The organism is Eubacterium sp. OM08-24 (assembly GCF_003438075.1).
Taxonomy (GTDB): Bacteria; Bacillota; Clostridia; order Oscillospirales; family Acutalibacteraceae; genus Ruminococcoides.
This window is the reverse complement of record NZ_QSTA01000001.1, coordinates 850,491-875,374: the sequence shown is the minus strand read 5'-3', so window position 1 is coordinate 875,374 and position 24,884 is coordinate 850,491. Positions and strand designations below refer to the sequence as shown.

At 40.7% G+C, this 24,884-nt stretch carries 29 protein-coding genes and 1 pseudogene; 27 read left to right on the top strand and 3 right to left on the bottom strand.

Going from position 1 to position 24,884, the window contains the following annotated elements; translation table 11 throughout:
• The first annotated feature begins 88 nt into the window (after positions 1-88).
• From DXC23_RS04385 to DXC23_RS04360, 5 genes are all read left to right on the top strand, one after another.
• A complete protein-coding gene (locus DXC23_RS04385; RefSeq protein ID WP_147329124.1) occupies positions 89-706 on the top strand; it encodes a hypothetical protein in 618 nt (205 codons plus the stop codon).
• A 332-nt stretch (positions 707-1,038) separates the two neighbouring features.
• Positions 1,039-1,398, top strand: coding sequence for a DUF5412 family protein (locus DXC23_RS04375; RefSeq protein WP_117704935.1), 360 nt, complete (start codon positions 1,039-1,041; stop codon positions 1,396-1,398).
• Positions 1,395-2,078 carry an RHS repeat-associated core domain-containing protein gene (locus DXC23_RS04370; RefSeq protein ID WP_117704934.1) on the top strand — a complete coding sequence of 228 codons (684 nt, stop codon included), beginning with the start codon at positions 1,395-1,397 and terminating at the stop codon, positions 2,076-2,078. Before DXC23_RS04375 ends, DXC23_RS04370 begins: the two co-directional genes overlap by 4 nt.
• Position 2,079: 1 nt before the next feature.
• Positions 2,080-2,478 carry a DUF5071 domain-containing protein gene (locus DXC23_RS04365; protein ID WP_158552433.1) on the top strand — a complete coding sequence of 133 codons (399 nt, stop codon included), beginning with the start codon at positions 2,080-2,082 and terminating at the stop codon, positions 2,476-2,478.
• Positions 2,479-2,486: 8 nt separating this feature from the next.
• Positions 2,487-2,837: a hypothetical protein gene (locus DXC23_RS04360; RefSeq protein WP_117704932.1), complete on the top strand. Its 351-nt coding sequence runs from the start codon at positions 2,487-2,489 to the stop codon at positions 2,835-2,837.
• 51 nt (positions 2,838-2,888) lie between these two features.
• On the opposite strand, the gene DXC23_RS04355 is transcribed toward DXC23_RS04360, so the two are convergent.
• Together DXC23_RS04355 and DXC23_RS04350 are read right to left on the bottom strand one after the other, a co-directional pair.
• Positions 2,889-3,110 (bottom strand): iron-containing alcohol dehydrogenase, encoded by a 222-nt coding sequence (locus DXC23_RS04355; protein WP_242997414.1) that lies wholly within the window; start codon positions 3,108-3,110, stop codon positions 2,889-2,891.
• A 10-nt stretch (positions 3,111-3,120) separates the two neighbouring features.
• Positions 3,121-3,411 (bottom strand): annotated as a pseudogene (locus tag DXC23_RS04350) (flavodoxin family protein).
• Between the two features lie 391 nt (positions 3,412-3,802).
• Here DXC23_RS04350 and DXC23_RS04345 point away from each other — a divergent pair.
• The 10 genes from DXC23_RS04345 (at position 3,803) to hemL (ending at position 14,186) form a co-directional block, all read left to right on the top strand.
• Positions 3,803-4,849: a sulfate ABC transporter substrate-binding protein gene (locus tag DXC23_RS04345; protein ID WP_117704930.1), complete on the top strand. Its 1,047-nt coding sequence runs from the start codon at positions 3,803-3,805 to the stop codon at positions 4,847-4,849.
• 86 nt (positions 4,850-4,935) lie between these two features.
• Positions 4,936-5,775, top strand: a complete 840-nt coding sequence (cysT, locus tag DXC23_RS04340; protein ID WP_117705068.1) for a sulfate ABC transporter permease subunit CysT — start codon at positions 4,936-4,938, stop codon at positions 5,773-5,775.
• A gap of 1 nt (position 5,776) precedes the next feature.
• On the top strand, positions 5,777-6,598 hold the full coding sequence (gene cysW, locus DXC23_RS04335; protein ID WP_117704929.1) for a sulfate ABC transporter permease subunit CysW: 822 nt from the start codon (positions 5,777-5,779) through the stop codon (positions 6,596-6,598).
• Entirely contained in the window at positions 6,598-7,656 is a 1,059-nt protein-coding gene (locus tag DXC23_RS04330) for an ABC transporter ATP-binding protein (RefSeq protein ID WP_117704928.1), read from the top strand. Before cysW ends, DXC23_RS04330 begins: the two co-directional genes overlap by 1 nt.
• Positions 7,657-7,852: 196 nt before the next feature.
• Positions 7,853-8,989 (top strand): glutamyl-tRNA reductase, encoded by a 1,137-nt coding sequence (gene hemA, locus DXC23_RS04325; protein ID WP_117704927.1) that lies wholly within the window; start codon positions 7,853-7,855, stop codon positions 8,987-8,989.
• Positions 8,989-9,594: a bifunctional precorrin-2 dehydrogenase/sirohydrochlorin ferrochelatase gene (locus tag DXC23_RS04320; RefSeq protein ID WP_117704926.1), complete on the top strand. Its 606-nt coding sequence runs from the start codon at positions 8,989-8,991 to the stop codon at positions 9,592-9,594. Before hemA ends, DXC23_RS04320 begins: the two co-directional genes overlap by 1 nt.
• Before the next feature lies 1 nt (position 9,595).
• On the top strand, positions 9,596-10,459 hold the full coding sequence (hemC, locus tag DXC23_RS04315; RefSeq protein ID WP_117704925.1) for a hydroxymethylbilane synthase: 864 nt from the start codon (positions 9,596-9,598) through the stop codon (positions 10,457-10,459).
• On the top strand, positions 10,456-11,940 hold the full coding sequence (gene cobA, locus DXC23_RS04310) for a uroporphyrinogen-III C-methyltransferase (protein WP_117704924.1): 1,485 nt from the start codon (positions 10,456-10,458) through the stop codon (positions 11,938-11,940). The genes hemC and cobA overlap by 4 nt, the downstream gene beginning before the upstream one ends.
• Positions 11,940-12,911 (top strand): porphobilinogen synthase, encoded by a 972-nt coding sequence (gene hemB, locus DXC23_RS04305; RefSeq protein ID WP_117704923.1) that lies wholly within the window; start codon positions 11,940-11,942, stop codon positions 12,909-12,911. The genes cobA and hemB overlap by 1 nt, the downstream gene beginning before the upstream one ends.
• A gap of 12 nt (positions 12,912-12,923) precedes the next feature.
• Positions 12,924-14,186 (top strand): glutamate-1-semialdehyde 2,1-aminomutase, encoded by a 1,263-nt coding sequence (gene hemL / locus DXC23_RS04300; RefSeq protein ID WP_117704922.1) that lies wholly within the window; start codon positions 12,924-12,926, stop codon positions 14,184-14,186.
• 55 nt (positions 14,187-14,241) lie between these two features.
• On the opposite strand, the gene DXC23_RS04295 is transcribed toward hemL, so the two are convergent.
• Complete coding sequence (locus DXC23_RS04295; RefSeq protein WP_117704921.1) at positions 14,242-14,685, bottom strand: Rrf2 family transcriptional regulator; 444 nt, start codon at positions 14,683-14,685, stop codon at positions 14,242-14,244.
• A 303-nt stretch (positions 14,686-14,988) separates the two neighbouring features.
• On the opposite strand from DXC23_RS04295, the gene DXC23_RS04290 reads away from it, so the two are divergent.
• Genes DXC23_RS04290 through DXC23_RS04235 form a run of 12 tightly spaced genes read left to right on the top strand, consistent with a single transcriptional unit; the run spans position 14,989 to position 24,641 of the window.
• Positions 14,989-16,221, top strand: a complete 1,233-nt coding sequence (locus DXC23_RS04290) for an aminotransferase class I/II-fold pyridoxal phosphate-dependent enzyme (RefSeq protein WP_117704920.1) — start codon at positions 14,989-14,991, stop codon at positions 16,219-16,221.
• A 16-nt stretch (positions 16,222-16,237) separates the two neighbouring features.
• A complete protein-coding gene (locus DXC23_RS04285; protein ID WP_117704919.1) occupies positions 16,238-17,098 on the top strand; it encodes a 4Fe-4S binding protein in 861 nt (286 codons plus the stop codon).
• Positions 17,091-17,336, top strand: a complete 246-nt coding sequence (locus DXC23_RS04280) for a sulfurtransferase TusA family protein (RefSeq protein WP_022235254.1) — start codon at positions 17,091-17,093, stop codon at positions 17,334-17,336. Before DXC23_RS04285 ends, DXC23_RS04280 begins: the two co-directional genes overlap by 8 nt.
• The gene (trxA, locus tag DXC23_RS04275) at positions 17,337-17,654 is read left to right on the top strand and encodes a thioredoxin (RefSeq protein WP_117704918.1); all 318 of its coding nucleotides are present in this window, start codon (positions 17,337-17,339) and stop codon (positions 17,652-17,654) included.
• A 13-nt stretch (positions 17,655-17,667) separates the two neighbouring features.
• The gene (gene thiS / locus DXC23_RS04270; protein ID WP_022235256.1) at positions 17,668-17,874 is read left to right on the top strand and encodes a sulfur carrier protein ThiS; all 207 of its coding nucleotides are present in this window, start codon (positions 17,668-17,670) and stop codon (positions 17,872-17,874) included.
• Positions 17,874-18,686 (top strand): thiazole biosynthesis adenylyltransferase ThiF, encoded by an 813-nt coding sequence (gene thiF, locus DXC23_RS04265; protein ID WP_117704917.1) that lies wholly within the window; start codon positions 17,874-17,876, stop codon positions 18,684-18,686. Before thiS ends, thiF begins: the two co-directional genes overlap by 1 nt.
• Positions 18,683-19,093, top strand: coding sequence for a M67 family metallopeptidase (locus tag DXC23_RS04260; RefSeq protein ID WP_117704916.1), 411 nt, complete (start codon positions 18,683-18,685; stop codon positions 19,091-19,093). The genes thiF and DXC23_RS04260 overlap by 4 nt, the downstream gene beginning before the upstream one ends.
• A gap of 14 nt (positions 19,094-19,107) precedes the next feature.
• Entirely contained in the window at positions 19,108-20,019 is a 912-nt protein-coding gene (gene trxB / locus DXC23_RS04255; RefSeq protein ID WP_117704915.1) for a thioredoxin-disulfide reductase, read from the top strand.
• Between the two features lie 38 nt (positions 20,020-20,057).
• Positions 20,058-21,740 (top strand): adenylyl-sulfate reductase subunit alpha, encoded by a 1,683-nt coding sequence (locus DXC23_RS04250; RefSeq protein ID WP_117704914.1) that lies wholly within the window; start codon positions 20,058-20,060, stop codon positions 21,738-21,740.
• Positions 21,724-22,038 (top strand): ferredoxin family protein, encoded by a 315-nt coding sequence (locus DXC23_RS04245; protein WP_117704913.1) that lies wholly within the window; start codon positions 21,724-21,726, stop codon positions 22,036-22,038. Before DXC23_RS04250 ends, DXC23_RS04245 begins: the two co-directional genes overlap by 17 nt.
• Before the next feature lie 12 nt (positions 22,039-22,050).
• Complete coding sequence (gene cysD, locus DXC23_RS04240) at positions 22,051-22,950, top strand: sulfate adenylyltransferase subunit CysD (protein ID WP_117704912.1); 900 nt, start codon at positions 22,051-22,053, stop codon at positions 22,948-22,950.
• Entirely contained in the window at positions 22,950-24,641 is a 1,692-nt protein-coding gene (locus DXC23_RS04235; RefSeq protein ID WP_117704911.1) for a GTP-binding protein, read from the top strand. Before cysD ends, DXC23_RS04235 begins: the two co-directional genes overlap by 1 nt.
• Positions 24,642-24,884 lie beyond the last annotated feature (243 nt).

Genomic DNA, 24,884 nt, shown 5'->3' with positions numbered 1-24,884 from the left:
TTAATTACATCGATTTTATACGGTTACGATTCATCATACTCAACTCAAACTGTTCCTGCAACATAAAAATATCAGAAAGGTATATTATATGTATAGTATAATTAGAATAATAATCACTATAATAGTTTTCATTTTCATAGCAAGGATTTGCAAGCCCAAAAAGAAAAGAATGTATTTCCTAATCATTGTTTCAGCATTATGCTTTTGCACAGTATTGGAATTCTTGCCGATTGAAAACCTATTTATAAATTTTCAATCTCCTCAACAGGTTATTAACTATTTATATCCATCAAGCAAAAGAATAGCTGATGTTGTTTATGATGAAAAATCTTGTATGGTTATTTTAGAAAAAAGCAAGAACAATTATACCAACACATATTTTGGGACAGACAATAATTCATATAAAATTACTACTGTATTTGATTATTCAACAGAAAGCCAATATGATGATAGATATGTTAACTTAAGCATAACTCATATTAATAACTCCTCTGACTATTATTTATGTGGCACATATTATTTCGGTGAAGATATTCAAACTATAAAAGATACTTCGGACTCAGATATTAAATTTATTCCTATTGGAGTTATTAATTCTAAGCAGTCTTCTAAGGTATATAAATCATATTTAATTTATGGTACTATAAATAGTTACACAAAGAATTATTCTTTAGAAATAAATAATCAGACTATAGTTTTTAATTAATATTAATAAATGATTTTTAAAAACTCGACTTTTTTAATGCAGTAACATATTACTACGCTCACAACTGGAGAGGCGATATTACTTCAATCTATGACGGCGACGGTAATATGGTAGCAAAGTATGAATACAATGCCTGGGGCAATGTACTTACAGTAACAGATGCCAATAATAAATCTATTACCGATAAAAACCATATAGCAAACTTAAACTATATCTTACTGGAATTCAAATCTTGATGACCCAAGGAATCAAAAAATGATAAGTATAGGCAGTAGTTTATGGAATAAAAATAATCCCCAAAAAAGTATTAGTAAAAGAATAGGAGGAATAAGATGTTAGAACTAAAAAAATACAAAAAATCTATATTTATTCTTTTATCTGTATTCATACTCATAGGTTTTGCTTTTCAGCTTTCAGCTTGCAGTGCATTCACCTCAGAAGAAAAAATTCTGACATCTACATCGCCGGACAATACATACACTCTAGAGGCATACAGGGTTAATGGAGGTGCTACAACAGATTATTCAATTAAGGTGTATAGAATAGATAATGATAGCTCCAAATCTTTAATCTATAATAAATATCACGATTATAATGCTGAAATAAAATGGATAAGCAACTACACTGTTTCTATCAATGATGTAACCATTGACTTATCTAAAAACGAGACATACGATTGGAGAAATAAATAACCTCTATACTATATAATCTATTCCGCTATCGCAGTTATTACTGCGACTCTGAATCAGGCTTTTATTACCTTATGAGCCGTTACTACGACCCTGTTACTCACAGATTTTTAAATGCAGACGGATATCTTCAAGCAGGTGAAGATATTTTAGATGTAAATATGTTTGCCTATTGTGGAAATAATCCAGGATGCAGAATTGATAGTAAAGGAAACTCTTGGTGGGGAATAGCTGCTTCTGTGTCAAGTGTTATAGTAGCTTCAGTTGCTGTTGGAACAATAGCAACTGGCATAGGCGTTTATGCAACAAGTAAAGCTATATCAAATTCAAAAATTACTTATAGTTCTACTACAATAACATCGGATACTCGCAATACTCGAAATGAAACAACTACAATTTACCGTTATGGTGGAAATAATTCTGGAAATTTTGTTTCTTCTTCTCGTGATGTAGAAACAAACACTGGTTTATCATTTTCAACTGTTCCAAGACCTGGTGCAGCAATGACTACCATAGAAGAATTGAACGCAACAGGTGTTGTGTATGCATATCAAGATAGTCTTACACATATTACTGTGAAACCAATTGGTGGTATTATAGCGGAATGGAGAAATCAAGGTACAAGTTCAGTTTGGACTAAGACTATGAAATCTTTAGTCGTGAAATGGGATGGAAGTGAATAATTTGAGTGATATAGATACAATTATGAATATGCTCGACTGGAATAATAGTTCAGACGAACAAAATAGAGGAATTAAATTAGCAGAGAATATAGAATCAATAAATGTTTTTTTACAACCTCGTGATAAAAAGCATAACAAAAATGTTTGGGATAATTGTGCAATTATTTTATCAAAAAGATCAGACGAAGAATTGAAACCATACTTAATTCCGCTATTAGAGTGGTTGCAAGATTTGACTTGGCCGGGAGCATTATGCGTTTTAGATAGAATTAATACATATCACGATTATTCGTCACTTAAATATGCTTATGAAGAGTGTATAAAACGAGCCAAAGCCTTGAATGAAAACATATGGTTAAAAAACCTTAATGAAATAAGTGGTGTTGATTTACTTAAATAAACGAATTTTTGTTCAAGCTGTATGATCAGGACGGCAACTGTGATACATATAATTACAATTCAACCACAGGCTATCTTGACAGCGTAACAGATGACAACGCAGGTGCACAGATTAACTATACCTATTACGAAATAGGCAATCCGCTTTCATATCGTGACGGTATGGAAATGATCTGGCTCAACGGCAGAAACCTTACAACCCTACAAAGCGGCAATGACAGTATCAGCTATAAGTATGACAGCAACGGCGTAAGAACAAGCAAAACCGTAAACGGAGTTGAATACACATACGAATACCCCAGCGGTCAGCTTATGCACGAAACAAGAGGAGAAAAAGTTTTTCTTAATTGTAATACTTAAAGCTCACTTTAAGTCAATGCTTTTTTGAAAAAATTTAAAGAAATAATGTTTTCACATTACTTCTTTAAAAATTTCAAATATTTCCTCGTGCGTCATCTTTTTGTAACTGCCGCCTACAATGCCGCAGGAGTCGGCAATTTCTTTAAGATTAATATTTTCGTCAATGCCAAGTTCTCTCAAAGTTGTTGGCATTCCGATTTCTTTAATAAAGTCGGCGAGAGCCTCAACGCCTGCTTTTGCAAGCTCTTCATCGGTTTTGCCCTCGCTTGAAATTCCCCATACATTAACGGCAAATTGCGCCGCCTGCCTGGGAAGCGTAATAAACAGGTGCGCCGATTACAAATGCGTCTGCCTCGGCAAACTTTGGCGCAACCTCGTTTACAATATCGTCAAATACACATTTACCTGTTTGCGCACATTTTCTGTAAGCGGTACAGCCATGTATGTCTTTGTGTCACACATGGATAATTTCCGCATCAATGCCATCTTTTTCGAGTGCGTTCTTTAATTCGGTAAGGACAGTGAAAGTACAGCCGTTTGTCCTTGGACTGCCGTTTATCAACAATGCTTTCATATATACATCTCCGATCATATTAAAAAGGCTGTTATTTTTTAAGACTTTTAGTAAAATTAACGATTATATTACCATTTTTGGGTTGTCATTTGGAATTTAATTGTAGTTATCTGACAAAGAATATTCAAATCATAAAAAATACTTGACTTTTAGGTGATAAGGATATAAAATACTTGTATCGAGCAAACATACTAATATGATAGGTATTATAGGTAATATGGAGTGTGTTATGCATTATGAAAGGCAAGGGCGGTTTGTATGAAAAATCATTTTAACCGAATAAGCAAACGAATGTGCAGTTCTTTTGGCGGTAAGCCGATGTGTTAAAGCATTGCGGTTTACTATTTAATTGATTGTTAATTATTACAGCTAAAAGAAAGGTTTGATTAAAATGAAAAAAGTGTTTACTAAAAGACTTATATCTGCAATTCTTACAACAGCCCTTATCGGTACTTCTGCCTTTGCTCTTTTCGGCTGCGGAAAAGCAAATAAGGATACTTCTCAGGATGCAAAGGTACATATTACCAATGTTTCTTATGACCCTACAAGAGAGCTTTATGAAAGCTACAACAAAATTTTTGCCGAGCATTGGAAAGAAAAAACAGGTCAGGAGGTAGAGGTTACTCAGTCACATGGCGGTTCGGGCAAGCAGGCACTTGAGGTTGCAAACGGACTTGAGGCAGATGTGGTAACACTCGCCCTTGAATATGATGTTAATGCCGTCAGAGATGCAGGTCTTATTAATGACGGCTGGGTAAATAACTTTGAAAACGACTCTTCACCTTACACCTCAACCATTGTATTCCTTGTAAGAAAAGGCAATCCAAAGAATATTAAGGATTGGAACGATATTGTAAAGGACGGCGTTGGAGTTATTACACCAAACCCAAAAACTTCGGGCGGCGCAAGATGGAACTACCTTGCCGCCTGGGCATATGCCGACAAGCTTTATAACGGTGACGAAAGCAAAATTGAGGACTTTGTAAAGAAACTTTATCAGAATGTACTCGTTCTTGATTCGGGCGCAAGAGGAGCTACAACTACTTTTGTAGAAAACGGACAGGGCGATGTGCTTTTGGCTTGGGAAAACGAGGCTTATCTTTCAATTAAAGACCACCCCGATGAATACGAAATTGTTACACCGAGTGTAAGTATTCTTGCTCAGCCGTCAGTTGCGGTTGTTGACGAAGTGGCAGACAGCAGAGGCACAAGAGAGGTAGCAACCGAGTATCTCAGCTACTTATACAGCGATGAGGCGCAGAGAATTGCAGGAGATAACTACTATCGTCCTTATAATCAGGAAATTTTGAAAGAATACTCAGATGTGTTTGACCTTAACATTAACCTTGTTACAATAAATGACTTTGGCGGTTGGGACAAGGCTCAGAAAACTCATTTTGCAGACGGCGGAGTGTTTGATAAGATTTACGAAAAATAATTTGAAACATAATTTTTCAGGTAATTGTGTTCAGTTGGTATCGGCTGAACACAATGCTTGCATATACAAGAAAAGTGGGTGTAAGGATGAACAAAACTAAAAAGGCGAAACGAGTTATTCCCGGCTTTGGCTTATCTATGGGAGTTACTATATCAATACTCAGCATTATAGTGTTGATTCCGCTCGCTTCTCTTGTGATTTATACGGCGCAGATGAGCTGGTCTGATTTTATAGATACAGTTACAAGCGAACGAGTAATGGCAAGCTATCAGGTCAGTTTGATTACGGCGTTTATTGCGTCGGCAATCAATGCGGTTATGGGTGTTGTGCTTGCGTGGGTGCTTGTGCGTTATAAGTTCCCCGGCAAAAGAATAATTGACGGTATGATTGAGCTGCCTTTTGCACTGCCGACAGCGGTTGCAGGTATTGCGCTTACTTCGCTTACGGCTGATACAGGCTTTATAGGCAGCTTTTTTGCAAAATTCGGCATAAGCATTGCCTACACAAGAATAGGCATTACCTTTGCACTTGTGTTCATAGGTATTCCTTTTGTTGTAAGAGCGGTTCAGCCTGTTCTTGAAAAGCTCGACCCTGTTTATGAAGAGGCGGCAGGAGTAATGGGCGCAAGCAGAATAAAAATCTTTTGGAAAATCATTTTTCCGGAAATACTGCCTTCTGTGCTTACAGGCTTTGGACTTGCCTTTGGCAGGTGCCTCGGCGAGTACGGCTCGGTAATTTTCATTGCAGGCAACAAGCCTTTTGAAACCGAAATTACACCGCTTATAATTATGTCTAAGTTACAGGAATTTGACTATAAAAGCGCAACGGCTATTGCACTTGTAATGCTTGCCGCATCTTTCTTGATTTTGTTTATAGTTAATCTCATTCAGTCAAGAAACACAAAGATATTAAAGGGAGGAAAGTAATATGCACGAAGAAACCAAAGGCTCAAAAGCCGTAAAGTGGATACTTATAGGCATAAGCGTATTGTTTCTGTTTATTATGCTTGTACTTCCTCTTATTACCGTTCTTACAGAGGCACTCAAAAGCGGTCTGCAAACCTTTTGGGAGTCTGTAAGCGATGAATATACCTTAAAGGCTGTTTTGCTTACACTTGAGGCAACTGCGTGTGCGGTTGTTTTCAACACTGTATTCGGACTTTTTGCGGCTTGGTCTGTAACAAAGTTCCGCTTTAAGGGCAAAAAAGTTCTCACCGCACTTATTGACCTGCCTGTTACCGTATCTCCTGTTATTGCAGGTTTAATATTTGTACTTACCTTTGGCAGACAGAGCATTTTGTATCCTCTGTTGCAGGAGCTTGACATTAAGGTGATTTTTGCCGTCCCCGGTGTTATACTTGCCACCATATTTGTTACATTCCCGTTCATTTCAAGAGAGCTTATTCCTGTACTTGAGTCTGAGGGAACAGATGAGGAAGAGGCGGCAGCACTTATGGGAGCAAAGGGACTTACCATTTTCCGAAAGGTTACCTTTCCGCATATTAAGTGGGCATTTTTATACGGCATAGTTTTGTGCGCCGCAAGAGCAATGGGCGAGTTTGGCGCAGTATCGGTACTTTCGGGACATTTGCGTGGAAAGACGAACACCCTGCCGCTACATATTGAAATTTTGTTTAACGAGTTTAAAACCGTACCTGCCTTTGCGGTGTCGTCAATTCTTGTAATAATGGCGGTTATTATTCTGATTATCAGAAGTGTAATTGAGTACAAAGGAAAGAAGGAATCTTAATGTATGTGGAATTAAAAAATATTAACAAGAACTTTGGCAATTACAAGGCATCTGATAATGTGAATTTCTCAATTGAACAGGGTAAGCTCATCGGTCTTTTAGGCCCGTCGGGCAGTGGCAAAACCACAATTCTCAGAATGATAGCAGGTCTTGAAACCCCCGACAGCGGTGAAATTATTATTGACGGCAAGGTAGTCAACGATATTCCCGCAAGCAAAAGAGGCATAGGATTTGTATTTCAAAACTATGCGCTGTTCAGATATATGACAGTTTTCGACAACATTGCTTTCGGTCTTAAAATTCAGAAAAAAGATAAAAAATATATTAAAGAGAGAGTAAACGAGCTTGTAGAGCTTATCGGCTTAAAGGGACTTGAAAAGCGCTACCCGAGCCAGCTTTCGGGCGGTCAAAAGCAGAGAGTAGCTTTTGCAAGAGCGCTTGCGCCTAATCCTACACTTTTGCTCCTTGATGAGCCGTTTGCCGCCATTGACGCAAAGGTAAGGCAGGAGCTGAGGTCTTGGCTCAAAGAGATGATTGAAAAGCTCGGCGTTACAAGTATATTTGTAACTCACGATCAGGACGAGGCTATTGAGGTTGCCGACAAAATTATCATTACAAACAAGGGCAGAATTGAGCAGATAGGCACTCCGATTGAGATTTACCAAAAGCCGCAGACGGCGTTTTCGGCATCGTTTTTCGGACAGACTACCGTACTTGACGATTACACCAAATTTAAAACCTTTGACGAGGTTGAGGGTGCTGAAAAATCTATTGTGCGCCCTGAGTTTATTAAAATTACCAAGCTCAACGAATCGTTCAGACAAAAAGCCTCTGTATCGGTGGGCGAGGTACTCAGCACTGCTTTCAGAGGAAATAATATTGAGGTTACGGTAAAATGTGACGGCGGTATTATCAGAGGCATAAGAGGACTTGAAGAGCCTGCCGTTGAGGTGGGCGAAAAGGTAAATGTATTCTTATACAGACTGTTTGTTACTAAGGGTGACGAGGTATTTATCCTTGAGAACAAGTCGCTTGCCGAGGAATCTGTAATTATTTAATTATAAACACACTTATTCTAAGCACACCGATTATTTTCAATCGGTGTGTTTGCTTTAGAAATTACTTTGCAGGGTATAAAGTTGTTGACTTTATACAGTGATAATAGTATAATAAAACATATTAATTCAGTAGGTTTAATATGGAATTATAGCTTGTGGGTTAAAGATATTATGTGAATTATTTGGGTGGATAAGGATGTATTGTATAAGCATTAATTACAAAAATTCAGATGTTAATATAAGAAAAAAGCTTGCTTTTTCAGACTCCGTACAAAGTGAATTTCTTGGCGAGCTTGTCAGGAGCAAGAAAGTGAGCGAGTGCGTTATACTATGCACCTGCAACAGAACGGAGCTTTACTTTTGCGGAGGTGCCGAGAGTGTGGGCATTGCGCAAAATCTGCTTTCAGGCTATTCGGGCATTGAGTGTGATTTGCTGAAAAAGCATTTGTATTTGTTTTATTCCGATAAAGCGGTAATGCACCTTTTCAGAGTGGTGAGCGGAATTGAATCTATGGTAATAGGTGAGGACGAAATATTGGGGCAAATCAAACTCGCATACACCAAGGCAAAGGATTTGGGTATGACAGGCTGCGAGCTCAACATGATTTTTCAGTCCGCCATGGCCTGCGCCAAAAAGATAAAAACTCAGACGGCGCTTTCCAAAACCTCGGTGTCAACGGCAACGCTTGCAGGAAATGAAATTGCGCATTTTAAAGACAGGGTGAATGTTCTTGTAATAGGCGCAACGGGCAAGATAGGCACAACGCTTGTAAAAAATCTTTTGTCGCACAAAAATGTGAATATTATTGCAACCTCACGAAAGCACAGCGCCGAATCGGTGCAGAGCAGGGCGAGCATTACTGTTGCCGACTATGCCGACAGGTACAAGTATATTGATGATGCCGACTGCGTAGTGAGCGCAACCGCAAGTCCGCACTATACGGTTACATATTACGATTTAAAGCAGAGTGTTAAAACCGAAAAGCCGAGGCTTTTTATAGACCTTGCAGTGCCGCCCGACATTGATAGCTCGGTGACTGAGATTGGCGGACTAAAACTAATCGGAATAGATTATTTTGAAAAGCTCGCAAAAGAAAACAACGGGCTAAAGCTCGACAGCGTGGAGAGCGCAAAGGAGATAATCAGCGAGGAGTGCGATGTTCTCAAAAAGGATATTGCATTTCATTATTTTTTGCCGTATATGGACAGTGTAAAAAATAAGTTGAGTGAAAATTCTTTAGAAGAAATACTCTATAAATTCAAGGCAGATTTGCCGTCAGAGGAATTTATAAAAATACTTGACGCATTTAAAAGTTGTGGAGAAAAATTATAATGGCATACTTTCCGTTTTATATTGATATAGAAAATAAAAATATTCTCGTGGTCGGCGGCGGTACGGTGGCTTTGCGCAAAATCGAAAAGCTGCTGCCCTTTAAGCCGAGCATAACCGTTGTGTCGCCAAAGATAAGCGCTGAGATTTTAAGGCTTAATGTAAATACAATCAATCGTGAGTTTGCAGACGGCGATTTGGAAAATGTCTTTTGCGTTATCAGTGCCACCGATGACGAGCAGGTGAACGCACATATTTTTGACTTGTGCAGTGCAAAAAATATTCTTGTAAATACGGTAGACGATAAAGAAAAGTGCGGATTTATTTTTCCTGCCATTGTGCAAAAAAATTCGGTTACGGCAGGAATTACCACTTCGGGCAAAAGTCCGATATACGCAAAATATTTTAAAGAGCAGTTTATAAATTTACTTGAAAGCACAAATGCCGATATGGTAGAAGTAATGTGGAAATACAGAGAGCATATCAAACAAATCACCGCAGACGAAGAGGTGCGGAAAAAAGTATTTTCAAGTCTTATGAATATGTGCCTTTGCGGCAAAAATATTGATGTTGATGTTGTGGATAAAATAATAAAGGAAAACAGCTGATATGAAAATAAAAATAGGTACACGAAAAAGCAAACTTGCGCTTGCACAAACAGAAATGTTTGCAAAAGCTTTGCAAAACAGATTTAAAAATACAGAAATTGAAATCGTGCATATTTCAACAAAGGGCGATAAAATTCTCGACAAACCGCTTGCAATGATAGGCGGCAAAGGTGTGTTTATTTCAGAGCTTGAAAATGCCTTGCTTTCAGGCGAGGCAGATATGGCGGTGCACAGCGCAAAGGATCTTCCGCTTGAGCTTGCAGACGGACTTGAAATTTCATCGGCTTTACAGCGAGGAAACTATCGTGATGTGCTCGTTGCAAGAAAAAACAATCCGATACAAAACAGAGAAGATTTTATTGTGGGTACGGGAAGTTTAAGGCGGCAGAGTTTTATCAAAAAAATCTATCCGCTCGTTTGCATTAAGGATATAAGAGGAAATGTAGACACACGACTCGGCAAGCTGATGAACGGCGACTATGACGGAATTATTCTTGCGGCGGCAGGTCTTGAAAGGCTGTCGCTTTACAACAGCGCCGATTATGATATAATGCCCTTTGAGTACAAAGATTTTCTCCCTGCGCCCTGTCAGGCAATTATCGTGGCAGAGAGCAGAAAGGGCAGTGCCGTATCGCAAATGCTTAGAGAAATCAGCCATAGGGAAACTATGCTTGAGTTTGAAACCGAACGGCAAATTCCAAAGCTGTTAAATGCCGACTGCGGTATGCCCGTCGGCGCTTATTCAAAGGTGCAAGACGGCAGAATAGAGCTTATGATTTCCGCCGACTGCCAAAATATTGTGTTTGACAGTGCGGATATTAAAGACAGGTTTAATCTTGCTAAAAGGTTGGTGAGCAAGCTATGAACATAGGAAAGGTTTACCTTGTGGGCGCTGGGTGCGGCGATTATGACTTAATAACTCTGCGTGGACAGAATTGTCTGAAAAAATGCGATGTCGTTGTATATGACAGCCTTACCGACAAGCTGTTGCTTGAGTATGCGGATAATGCAGAAAAAATTTGTGTCGGAAAACGAGCAGGAAAGCATAGTGAAAAGCAGGAGAATATAAACGAAATTCTCATTGCAAAAGCAAACGAAGGCAAGACTGTTGTGCGCCTCAAAGGCGGAGATCCGTTTGTTTTTGGCAGAGGCGGAGAAGAGGTGCAGGCACTTCAAAACAGCGGTATTCCGTACGAGGTTGTACCCGGTATTTCCTCGGCAATAGCTGTCCCCGAATTGGCAGGCATTCCCGTTACACATAGGAATTTAAGCCGCAGTGTGCATATAATTACAGGTCACACCGCACAAGACACCTTGCCGCAAAACATTAAGGAATACGCAAGGCTTGACGGCACACTTGTATTTTTAATGGGACTTAGAAAATTGCCCGAAATCGTGAGCGGACTTATTGCAAACGGAAAGAACGAAAACACTCCCGTTGCCATTGTGTCAAACGGCGCATATGCAAAGGAAAGCACGGTAAAAGGTACTTTAAAAAATATTTGCAGTCTTGCAGAGCAAAGCAAAGTTGAGCCGCCGGCAATAATAGTTGTGGGAGAGGCAGTGGGGTTTGACTTTTCCGCTACAATAGAAAAGCCGCTGAAAAATAAAACCGTTGCGGTTACAGGTACTCATAAACTTTCGTCAAAGCTCGGCAGAGAGCTTATGGCGCTCGGTGCAAGAATTAATTGCATTGATTATTTGAGCGTAAAGGAGTACAGGCAGAACAAACAGCTTGACAACGCACTGCAAAATATTGATAATTATAATTATATTGTGCTTACAAGTATGAACGGCGCAGAGATTTTTATAAAAAGGCTAAGAGCGCTGAGGGTTGATGTTCGCAGGCTGAGCAATGTAAAATTTGCCGTTATCGGCAGCGGTACGGCAGGTATTCTTGAAAAATACGGGATTTTTGCCGATATTATTCCAAAGGTTTATACTTCGGTTGATTTGGGAATTCTTTTGGCGCAAACCGTAAACAAAAGCGAAAAAGTGCTTATTTTGCGTGCGGAGAACGGCTCAAAAGAACTTACTGAAATTTTAAGTCGCAATAATATAATTTATGACGATGTAAAAACCTATGATATTCAGTCGGAGAGCAGGTCGGAGGGCGGAATTATTACCTCCGATTACATAACCTTTGCAAGCTCATCGGGTGTGAACGCATTTTTTGAAAGCGGATACACAGTTGCCGAAAGCACAAAGATTGTGTGCATTGGCGAGATAACCGCAAAGGCACTGCATCAGTACAACATTGCCGACTGCAAAATTGCAAAGACCAAGGATGTAGTGGGTATTCTTAATACAATTATTTCAGATGTTAAAAAAGAGAGTGATTTTTAATGAGAAGATTCAGAAGACTAAGAACAAACGAGGGCATACGCAGTCTTGTGCGTGAAACAAGGGTAGACAAGGGCGATTTGATTTATCCGATTTTTATTGCCGAGGGCGAAAACATAAAAAAGCCTGTTGACTCTATGCCGAATGTTTATCAGTATTCACTTGACAGAGCAGATGAAATTTTAGCGGAAATAAGCGAGAGTTCGATTGCGGGAATTTTGATTTTCGGTATTCCAAAGCATAAGGACGAGCTTGCAAGCGGCGCTTATGACGAAAACGGAATTACCCAGCAGGCAATCCGCTATATAAAGGTTAAGTATCCGTCAATGCTTATAATTGCCGATGTGTGTCTTTGCGAATATACAAGTCACGGACATTGCGGTGTTGTATGCGGTCATAAAATATTGAATGACGAAACCCTGCCACTGCTTTCAAGAATGGCGGTAAGCCTTGCAAAGGCAGGTGCGGACATTATTGCTCCGTCTGATATGATGGACGGCAGAGTGTCCGCTATAAGAAATGCCCTTGATGAAAACGGCTTTACAGATACCCCGATTCTTTCTTACAGTGCAAAATTTGCCTCGGCTTACTATGCACCGTTCAGAGATGCAGCCGAGTCCGCACCTGAATTTGGCGACAGAAAAAGCTATCAGATGGACTATGCAAACGGCAAAGAGGCACTGCGAGAGATTGCAGACGATATAGACGAGGGCGCAGATATGGTTATGGTAAAGCCAGCCCTTGCGTACCTTGATGTGATAAAAGCCGCAAGCGAACGCTTTGATTTGCCGCTTGTTGCGTACAATGTAAGCGGTGAGTACGCAATGGTTAAGGCGGCGGCAGAAAAAGGCTGGATTGACGAAAAGAAAATTGTTTCCGAAAATTTAATTGCTATGAAAAGAGCGGGTGCAGATATTATAATTACATATCACGCACTTGACGCCGCAAAGTGGATTGACGAATTTTACAAGTAAGAGGTGGCAAAAATGAATATTCAAAATTCGGAAAAGTTTTATGCCCAAGCTCAGAACTTTATGCCCGGAGGAGTAAACAGCCCTGTTCGTGCGTGCCGTGCGGTTGGCAGAGCGCCGCTGTTTATCGACCACGCAAAGGGTTCAAAAATCTATGATGTTGACGGCAATGAGTACATAGACTACATTTGCTCGTGGGGGCCTAATATTCTCGGTCACGCAAACGAAAGAGTGATAAATGCAGTAACCGAAACCTGTCAAAGAGGACTTACCTTTGGCGCTTGCCATAGCGGCGAAATTGAGCTTGCAAGGCTTATTAAAAAGCATTTTCCGTCAATGGAAATGCTCAGACTTGTAAATTCGGGTACAGAGGCGGTTATGAGTGCAATCCGTGCCGCAAGGGGCTACACCAAAAGGGACAAAATCGTTAAATTTGAGGGTTGCTACCATGGCCATTCAGACGGCTTGCTTGTTAAATCGGGTTCGGGACTTCTCACAAATTCAATTCCCGACAGCGCCGGTGTGCCAAAGGGATACACCGACAACACCCTGCTTGCCAAATACAATAACCAAAAGTCTGTTGAAAAGCTGTTTGAAGATTACGGCGATGACATTGCCTGCGTTATTGTAGAGCCATGCGCCGCAAATATGGGCGTTGTGCCGCCCGAAAAGGGATTTTTGCAGTTTTTAAGAGAGATTACAACAAAGTATAATTCTCTGCTTATTTTTGACGAGGTTATTACAGGATTCAGGCTCAGCATTGGCGGCGCTCAAAAATATTACAATGTTAAACCCGACCTCACCACCCTCGGCAAAATTGTCGGCGGCGGTATGCCTTTGGCTGTGTACGGCGGCAAAAAAGAGGTTATGCAGTGCGTTGCTCCGCTCGGCTCGGTGTATCAGGCAGGCACACTTTCGGGCAATCCCGTTGCCGTAAGCGCAGGAATTGAAACTCTGAAAATTCTTGAGGAAAATCAAGACGAAATCTACACAAGGCTCGAAAAAATTTCTGCTCAGCTTGAAAACGCAATGCAGGAGTCGGGACTCAATGTAAATCGTGTCGGCTCGATTATGACTGTGTTCTTTACAGGCGAAAAGGTAAAGGATTACGATACAGCCAAAACCGCCGATACCGCTCGCTTTGCCGAGTATTTCAGACATATGCAGGACAGCGGCGTTTATACTGCGCCGTCACAATTTGAGGCAATGTTTGTTTCTTTTGCACATACCGATGAGGATATAGATAAAACAATCAATGCAATCAAAAGTTTAGAATAATAACGAAAAGAAAAAGTGCAGCAATTCTATAATCTTGCTGCACTTTTTTTCTTTATTACACAGCCTTAGCCTGTGCAATAATTTCGTTTTGTTTGTAATGTTCCGCAATTTCTGACAGAGTAATGCTTTCTGCGTAATTTTGCAGGTAAGATGACATTGCACTCCACAATCTGTCGTTTATAAGCTCCGTCATCATATCGTTTTTATCTCGACTGTCAAAGTAAACATCGTTAAGCACCCTTGTGTCGAGAGCGTTTATAATGTCTTTAAAAGTAATTTTACTCAAATCTCTTGCAACTACGTAACCGCCGTTAAGTCCCTTTTGTCCACGAATCAGATTTGTGGAGGTGAGTGACGGCAGTATTTGCTCAAGGTATTTTTTAGATATGTTGTGCCGCTTGGCAATATCGGGAGCGGTGACCGAACACCCGTTTTGAGAATACACCGCTATGTCGATTATCGCAATAATGCCAAATTCCACTTTTGTTGATATTTTCAATTAATCAGCTCCTTATACAGAAGAAAAGCCTGTTTTGGAGCAGAATATGCCTGACTAAGCGTATTAAATATAGATTAACATTTCTTAAGGAAAAAATCAATACCTACTAAACAAATAAGCATTGTATATAATGACAGATTTTAGCATTATATGGAATAAAATTTGTAAAAAAGGGAAAATCCTACAAAACCTATTGAAATACTAAGTTAAATGCGCTATAATCTACAATATCATCTTGCAGATAAGCTTTTTGCAGGATAAGCATTGACTAAGCAAATATGATTTAAAAGGGATGGGAAGCTTATGGAGTTTAATACAGCGTTATTGCACAAGAATTTTAGCGGTGATAAGGCGTCCGGCTCTACTATGACTCCTATTTATCAGGTAAGTGCATTTTCGCACAGCTCTGCCGAACAGCTTGAAAAAGTGTTCAACAATAAAGCGCCGGGATATGCTTATTCAAGAATAGGCAATCCTACGGTTACTTCATTTGAAACCAGAATTGCCGCCCTTGAAAAAGGTGCAGGTGCTGTTGCATGTTCGTCAGGTATGGCAGCAGTTACAATGGCACTTCTTAATATATTGGAGTCCGGTGATGAAATTATAGTAGGCGCAGGTCTTTTTGGCGGAACTATTGATTTGTTAAAGGATTTAGAGGCATTCGGTATAACCGCTCACTTTGTAGACGAGGTTACATCGCAGAATGTTGAACCGCTCATCAACGAACGCACAAGGGCAGTGTTTGCGGAGCTTATCGGCAATCCGAAACTTGATGTTGTGGATATTGAATCGGTATCAAATCTTGCACACAGATACAACATACCGCTCATTATAGACAGCACCACGGCAACACCGTATCTTGTTCACCCGATTGATTTCGGCGCTGACATTGTTGTTCATTCAACCTCAAAGTATATTAACGGCGGCGGAAACGCAATCAGCGGTATAATAATTGACAGCGGTAAATTTGAATGGGATACAGAGAAATTCAAAGGTATGAAAGAATACAAAAAATACGGTAAACTTTCGTATCTTGCAAAACTGCGAAACGGTATATGGCGAAACTTCGGTTGTTGTCTTGCTCCGTTTAATGCATTTTTAAATTCTGTCGGTCTTGAAACATTGGGACTGAGAATGGAGTGTCTTTGCAGCAACGCATTGAAACTTGCACAATTTTTTGAAACCTGTAAAGATATTGAGGTTAATTACCCGGCACTTGAAAGTTCAGAGTATTACGCACTTACACAAAAACTTTTAAAAGGCAAAGGCGGTGCGATTCTTACAATAAGAGCCGGCAGTAAAGAAAAAGCATTTGAGCTTATAAATAATTTGAAGTTTGCGACAAACGCAACAAATATCGGTGACACACGAACATTGGTAATTCATCCGTCAAGCACAATCTACGCACACAGTACAGAACAGCAGAAAGAGAACGCAGGTGTGTTTGACGATACAATCCGAATCAGCGTTGGTATAGAGGACATTGCAGATCTGATTGAGGACTTCGGAAATGCAATAAGTAAAATAAACAATTAGTTTTGGGGGATTCACAATGGCAGTTGATTATTCAACATTAAAAAAAGGCGGATTTATGCGCCAAAAACAAAAAAATAATTTTTCCCTTCGTTTAAGAGTGGTAGGCGGAAATCTTACGGCAAAACAACTTGCCAAGATTGCAGAAGTAGCAGAAAATTTCGGTGACGGCTATGTGCATCTTACCTCAAGACAAAGTGTTGAAATTCCGTTTATTAAACTTGACGATGTTGAAAATGTAAAGGCGGCACTTGCCGAGGGCGATGTTGAACCCGGTGTATGCGGTCCGAGAGTAAGAACAATTACAGCTTGTCAGGGACAGGCAATTTGCCCGAGCGGTTGTATTGATACATATTCACTTGCAAAAGAACTTGACGACAGATATTTTGCAAAAGAACTTCCGCATAAATTTAAGTTTGGTATTACAGGATGTCAGAACAACTGCCTTAAGTCAGAGGAAAACGACCTGGGAATTAAGGGCGGAATAAAGGTTGACTGGAGAGAAAGCGACTGTATAGGCTGCGGCGTTTGCGTAAAGGCTTGCCGACAGGGTGCTATCACTCTTGAGGACGGAAAAATTTCCGTTGACAAGTCAAAATGTAATTTCTGCGGCAGATGCTTTAAGGCTTGCCCGACAGAGGCGTGGGATACCGTTCACGGTTACATAGTTTCATTCGGCGGACTTTTCGGCAACTCAATTAACAAAGGTGAAACAATCATTCCTTTTTTTGAAGATAAAGAAACACTTTTGAAAATCTGCGATGCGGCTGTTAATTTCTTTGAAGAAAACGCAAAGCCGAGCGAACGCTTTAAGTTCACAATTGACAGAGTAGGCAGAGAAAAATTTGAAGAAAGAATTTTGGAGGCATACAATGGCTGATTTTATTATTGACGATACAGTAGATATTACCGATGTTGTTTGTCCGACAACATTTGTAAAGGCAAAGGTTGCTCTTGAGGAGCTTGACGACGGTCAGATTTTGAGTGTTAAGATGAATGACGGTGAACCTGTTCAGAATGTTCCGAGAAGTATCAAGGAAGAGGGACACCAGATTTTAAAGCTCATAGATAATGAGGACGGCACTTATAATCTTATTGTAAAAAAGGTTGGTGATTAAATGCCGACAAGAATCAGTAAAGACAATTTTGAAAAAGAAGTTTTACAGGCAGATAAAACTGTACTCGCTGATTTTTATTCAGACAGCTGTGTGCCTTGTAAAAGACTTTCACCGGTACTTTTCGCACTTGAAGAAGAATATGCCGAAAAGCTCAAAATTGTTAAAATCAATATAAATTTTGATTCCGAGCTTGCCGAAAAATACGAGGTGCAGGCAGCGCCGACTTTGGTATTTTTTAAAAACGGCGAAGAGGTTTCAAGACTGCGAGGCGCAGTAAAACAAGCAGAAATTAAAGAAGTTATTGAAAAATCAGTTTAAAGGGGTTATTATTATGACAATCACAGTTGCAGGCAATAAAAAGGAAGTAGCAGAGGGACTTACAGTAGCACAGCTTATTATTGACGAAGATGTAGAAACACCTGAGTATGTAACAGTAAGTGTAAACGACGAATTCCTTGCAAGCGGTACTTTTGAGGAAACCGTACTCAAGGACGGCGATGTAGTAGAATTTCTTTATTTCATGGGAGGCGGTCAGTAATGGCATTTACAAACGAACAGCTGGAGCGCTATTCTCGCCACATTATCCTCAAAGAGGTTGGTGCAAAGGGACAGAAAAAGCTGCTCAACGCAAAGGTACTTATCATTGGCGCAGGCGGACTTGGCGCTCCCGTAGCAATGTACCTTGCAGCTGCCGGTATCGGTACTATCGGTATTGCAGACGCAGACGAGGTTGACCTTTCAAATCTTCAGCGCCAGATTATTCACGCTACAAAAGATGTAGGCAAGCCAAAGGTAGAATCGGCAAAGGAAACTATGGAGGCTATGAACCCCGATGTTACGGTAAAAACTTACCATACCTTTGTTACAAGCGAAAATATTATGGATATCATCAAAGATTACGATTTTATCATTGACGGTACAGATAATTTTCCTGCGAAGTTCCTTATCAATGATGCTTGCGTAATGGCTAAAAAACCTTTTTCACACGCAGGTATTATCAGATTTCAGGGACAGCTTATGACATATGTGCCCGGTGAAGGCCCTTGCTACCGTTGTGTATTTAAAAACCCGCCGCCAAAGGACGCAGTCCCTACCTGTAAGCAGGCAGGCGTAATCGGAGCAATGGGCGGCGTTATCGGCAGTTTGCAGGCAATGGAGGCTATTAAGTATATTCTCGGCAAGGGTGATTTGCTCACAGGCTATTTACTTACTTACGACGCACTCAAAATGGAATTTCGTAAGATAAAACTTCCGTCAAACACACATAATTGTGCGGTTTGCGGCGACCATCCTACAATTACCGAGCTTATCGACTACGAGCAGGCAGAATGTGACGGTGTTCATTTATGATTAAATTATCAAAAGCTGACTATAATAAAATTGTGGCTCACGCAGAAAGCGAGCTGCCTAACGAGGCTTGCGGATTGATTGCGGGTACGGTTGACGGCGAAAACAAGGAGATTAAAAAGGTTTATCTCCTCACAAACATCGACCACTCAAACGAGCATTTTTCACTTGACCCAAAGGAACAGCTTGCGGCGGTAAAGAATATGCGACAGAACGGTTTTGTACCGCTCGGTAACTGGCATTCACATCCCGAATCTCCGTCAAGACCGTCCGATGAGGACAAGCGACTTGCATATGACAGCAAGGCAAGCTATATGATTTTGTCACTTATGGACAGAGAAAATCCCGTGCTAAATTCATTTAAAATCAACGGCACAAATTCAGAAAAGGAAGAATTGGTTATTTACTAAACAAGGAGTGTAATATGTACGACATAGTTATTATCGGAAGCGGTCCGGCAGGACTTTCTTCGGCAATTTATGCTCAACGAGCAGGACTTAAGGCAGTTGTGGTTGAGAAAAACTACCTTGGCACAGGTCAGATTGCAGAAAGCGAGCGTGTAGATAATTACCCGGGATTATACGGCGAAAACGGCTTTGATTTGGGCGAAAAATTCAGATCACACGCAGAAAGCCTTGGAACAGAGTTTTTGGAGGGTGAGGTTGTTGCCATAAATAAGCAGGGCGCTGATTACAGCATTGAGCTTGACAACGGAAATTCATTGGAAACTCACACTGTAATTTATGCGGTCGGTACGGAACGCAGAAAGCTCGGTGTTGAGGGTGAAAAAGAGTTTTCGGGCAGAGGAGTATCGTATTGCGCAGTTTGTGACGCTGCATTTTATAAAGATAAAATCACAGCTGTTGCAGGTGGCGGAGATACCGCACTTGGCGATGCGGCTTTGCTTTCAAAGTTTGCGAAAAAAGTTTATCTTATTCATCGCAGAGATAAATTCAGAGCCAACAAAACCTTACAGCAAAAAGTTGAGAATATTTCTAATGTGGAAATATTGCTTAATTCTCAGATAAAAAAGATTAACGGCAGTAATAAGGTTGAGTCGATCACAGTTGATAAAAACGGCGCAGAAACCGACATCAAAGTTGACGGCGTTTTTGTTGCAGTCGGCAGTGTACCAAATTCCGCTGTTCTCAAGGATTTGGTTGAAGTTGACGATAACGGCTATATTGTTGCAAATGAGGACGGAGTAACTTCGGCAAACGGAATATTTGTTGCAGGCGATGTTCGTACCAAAAAGTTAAGACAGGTTGTAACAGCCGTATCGGACGGTGCTAATTGCGTATTATCTGCGGAAGATTATCTTGAAAAAATAAAATGATATGAAAACAAGGTGAGTGTAAAAGGGAGAGGCAGCCTATGAAAATTGAAAAATTAAGTACAGATATTCTGATAATAGGCGGAGGTACAGCAGGCTGTTATGCCGCACTCACTATTTCGGAAAATTCAGATAAAAAGGTTTTGATTTGTGAAAAGGCACACATCAAGCGCAGCGGATGTCTTGCGGCAGGAGTAAACGCTCTTAATGCATACATCGTTGAGGGAAGAAAGCCGCAGGATTATGTTGATTACGCTAAAAAAGACGCTGACGGAATTGTAAGAGAAGATTTACTCCTTACAATGTCCGAAAAGCTGAATGAGGTAACGGATAGGCTTGAAAAGTTAGGTCTTGTTATTTTAAAGGATAAGAACGGTAAGTATGTTACAAGGGGTAATAGAAACCTTAAAATAAACGGTGAAAATATTAAACCTATTCTTGCCTCGGCTGTTGAAAAAACAAAGAATGTTGAAATTCTCAACAGAGTAAACATTACAGATTTTGCCGTAAAAAACAATAAAATCAACGGTGCTTACGGTATCGGCATTGAAAACGATACTTTCTACATAATCAAGGCGAAGGCGGTTATCGTTGCCACAGGCGGTGCGGCAGGTCTTTACAAGCCGAATAATCCGGGCTTTTCAAGACACAAAATGTGGTATCCGCCGTTTAATACAGGTGCAGGCTATGCAATGGGCATTAACGCAGGCGCAGAGATGACCACCTTTGAAATGCGTTTTATCGCACTTCGCTGTAAAGACACCATCGCTCCGACAGGCACACTTGCACAGGGCGTCGGTGCAAAACAGGTAAATTCGCTCGGCGAGGTTTACGAAACCAACTACGGACTTACAACTTCACAGAGAGTTTACGGCACAGTAAACGAAAACCAAGAGGGCAGAGGCCCTTGCTACCTTCGTACAGAGGGTATAACAGCCGAGCAGGACGAGTCGCTTTTAAAGGCGTATTTGAATATGGCGCCGTCACAGACAATTAAGTGGATAGAAAGCGGCAAAAATCCGTCACAGCAGAATGTTGAAATCGAGGGCACAGAGCCGTACATTGTAGGCGGTCACACAGCGAGTGGCTATTGGGTTGACACCAAGAGAGCCACAACAATTGACGGATTGTTTGCAGGCGGTGATGTTGCAGGCGGCTGTCCGCAAAAGTATGTAACGGGTGCACTTGCCGAGGGCGAAATTGCCGGTATGTCGGCTGTTGAGTATGTGAACAGCCACACACAAGCTCCACAGCTTGACAAAGAAATAACCGATAAGCACATTGACGAAGTTGAAGGATTTTTAACAAAAAAAGATACCCGTTATACAACGGAACAGCTTGAAGAGGCAATGCAGACCGTAATGGACAGCTATGCAGGCGGTATAAAAACAAACTATCGTTTTAACGAAAAACAGCTTGATATTGCAGACTACAAAATCAAACAGCTTATTAAACTTTCAGACAGTTTATATGCGGAAGATTTTCAGGAGCTTATGTATATCTACGAGCTTAGGGAAAGACTTACGGTTTGCAGAAGTGTAATTGCTCACTTAAAGGCAAGAAAGGAAACCCGTTGGCACAGCTTTGCGGAAAACCTTGATTATCCGAACAAGGATAACGAAAACTTTAATAAATATGTAAATTCACGCCTTGAAAACGGCGAGATAAAAATTATTATCCGAGATTTGGTAGAGGGAGGTAAAAGCTATGAGCATTGCGATTGACAAGCAAAAGTGCATAGGTTGCGGAAGATGCCGCAATGTATGCCCTGGAAGTCTTATTAAGCTCGACAGCGACAACCGTGCATACATTAAGTATCCAAAGGATTGCTGGGGTTGTACTTCATGTATTAAGGAATGTCCTGCATATGCAATCAGCTTTTATCTTGGCGCAGATATCGGCGGTATGGGCAGTCTTGTTCATACCGAGAAAAACGGCGATATTCTCAGCTGGATAATCGACAAGCCCGAGGGTGAAACCATTAAGATAGATATTAACCAAAAGGAATCGAATAAGTACTGAGGAGGAATAAGAATGAGTCAGCTTTCACATTTAGATGAGCTTGAAGCAGAGGCTATATATATAATCAGAGAGGTAGCCGCAGAGTGCGAAAAGCCTGTTATGCTCTATTCAATAGGCAAGGACAGCTCTGTTATGCTCCACCTCGCAATGAAGGCTTTTTACCCTGAAAAGCCGCCGTTCCCATTTATGCACATAGACACTACATGGAAGTTTAAGGATATGATTAAATTCCGTGACGATACAGCAAAAAAACTTGGCATTGAGATGATTGTTTATTCCAACGAAGAGGGAATAAAGCAGGGTATCAATCCGTTTGACCACGGCGCTGCTTATACGGATATTATGAAAACGCAGGCTTTAAAGCAGGCACTTACAAAGTACGGCTTTACAGCGGCATTCGGCGGCGGCAGACGAGATGAGGAGAAGTCGAGAGCAAAAGAGAGAATTTTCTCTTTCAGAAATCAGGCGCAGGCCTGGGACCCTAAAAATCAGCGCCCCGAGATGTGGAAACTCTACAACACTAAAATCAACAAGGGCGAAAGCATAAGAGTTTTCCCAATTTCAAACTGGACAGAAAAAGACATCTGGCAGTACATAAAGAGAGAAAATATCGACATAGTTCCGCTTTATTTTGCGGCGGAAAGACCTGTTGTATATCGTGACGGCAATATTATAATGGTTGATGACGACAGATTTCCGCTTAAAGAGGGCGAAGTACCGGAGTACAAGTCGGTTCGTTTCAGAACACTCGGCTGTTATCCGCTTACAGGCGGCATAGAGTCAACCGCCACAACCCTTGACGAAATCATAGACGAAACTTTAAGCTCCGTATCCTCCGAGCGTACCTCAAGAGTTATTGACAACGAGGCGGCAGGCAGTATGGAACGCAGAAAAAGGGAGGGCTATTTCTAATGAAAGGTTTATTAAAGTTTATTACCTGCGGAAGTGTGGATGACGGTAAATCCACACTCATAGGTCATATTCTGTATGACGCAAAGTTAATATATGCCGATCAGGAAAAGGCACTTGAGCTTGACAGCAAGGTTGGCAGCCGTAACGGCGACATTGACTATTCGCTTTTGCTTGACGGTCTTATGGCAGAGCGTGAACAGGGTATCACAATAGATGTTGCGTACCGTTATTTTACAACAGACAACAGAAGTTTTATTGTAGCCGATACTCCCGGCCATGAGGAATACACAAGAAATATGGCGGTTGGTGCGTCATTTGCCGACCTCGCCGTAATTCTTATAGACGCATCTCAGGGTGTGCTTGTGCAGACAAGACGACACGCAAGAATCTGCAAACTTATGGGTATAAGACATTTTGTTTTTGCAGTAAACAAAATGGATCTTGTAAATTACAGTGAACAGCGTTTTAACGAAATCGTAGCACAGATTGACGAGCTTAAAAAAGAGCTTTCGCTTGAGAATATCTACATTATTCCGCTTTCTGCAACAGAGGGCGACAATGTAACCGTAAAGTCAAAGAATATTCCTTGGTACAGCGGAGTGCCGCTCCTTGAATACCTCGAAAAGGTTGATGTATCAGCCTCGGAGGAGGAAGAGGGCTTTTATATGCCTGTTCAAAGAGTTTGCCGTCCTGACCACACATTCAGAGGCTTTCAGGGACAGATTGAGTCGGGCAGTGTAAATGTAGGCGATGAAATTATTGCATTGCCGAGCAATGAAAAAGCTAAGGTTAAGCAGTTGCTTGCGGCAGGCAAAGATGTAAAAACCGCATTTAAGGGTCAGCCTGTTACAATTACACTTGATAAAGAGGTTGATGTTTCAAGAGGCTGTGTAATTGCAAAGGACACAAAACTTGCGTCTTATCAGAAACTCAATGTGTCAATTCTTTGGATGGACGATGAGCCGCTCGCAGTGGGTACAGACTACCTTGTAAAGCTCGGTACAAAGACAATCAGCGGTATTATTACAGGCATTGAATATGCTGTTGATGTAAATACAGGCGAGCATATCAAGGCAGACACCTTAAATAAAAACGGCATTGCGGTATGTAATCTTTTGCTTACCGAGCCGATTGTTGCCGACTTATTCTCTGCTCACAAAACCTTGGGCGAGCTTATCCTTATAAATCGTGTAACAAATATGACTTCGGCATGCGGTGTGGTTGAAAAGGTAAGCCAGAAGTGTGTAGCAGGCTCTGAAAAGGCATCGTTTAAGTTTGAAAATCTTGAGGCAAGAGGCGACATTTTCGAGGAATTTTATTACGATACCACAAGCCTTAATGTACTTAAATATCAGCCTGTAAGAGAAACCTACACTGTCGGTGACGAAATTTCTACAAGCGGCGACAGCTACTCATACCCCGACAGCTTTGATATTATTGTACTTCGTGATTTGGTGGCAGTGAGCGTTCGCAATAAGGCGATTACAGCCATTACTTCGGTTGATGATTACAAATACAGCGGTGTTCCTGTTATTAACGGCAGAGGCTTTGAAATTCTTGCAGACAGCGATGAAAAAATCAAGGCTATGCTTGACGAATACAAAAATCTTGAAGATATTAACGATTCCGAATTTTTCGCAAAGTGGGTTAAGTTTAACACATACAGAAAAATCGTTATTCAAAAATTATAATAATCCCCAATACATAAACAGATGCAGAGTTTAATGCTTTGCATCTGTTTTTTTGGTTTTAGGGTTTAGTTAAATAAATTTGGTTCTATTATAAATGTTGTGAAATGATGCTATCTTAAAAATTTTATCAAACTAAAAAGCCTTCCGCTTGAGGGGAGGCCTTGATAACTTTGTTCTTAATCCCGACTTTTGACAAAGAGCCAATAAATTTTCACCTTACTGCAAACACTTGCATATCATTTA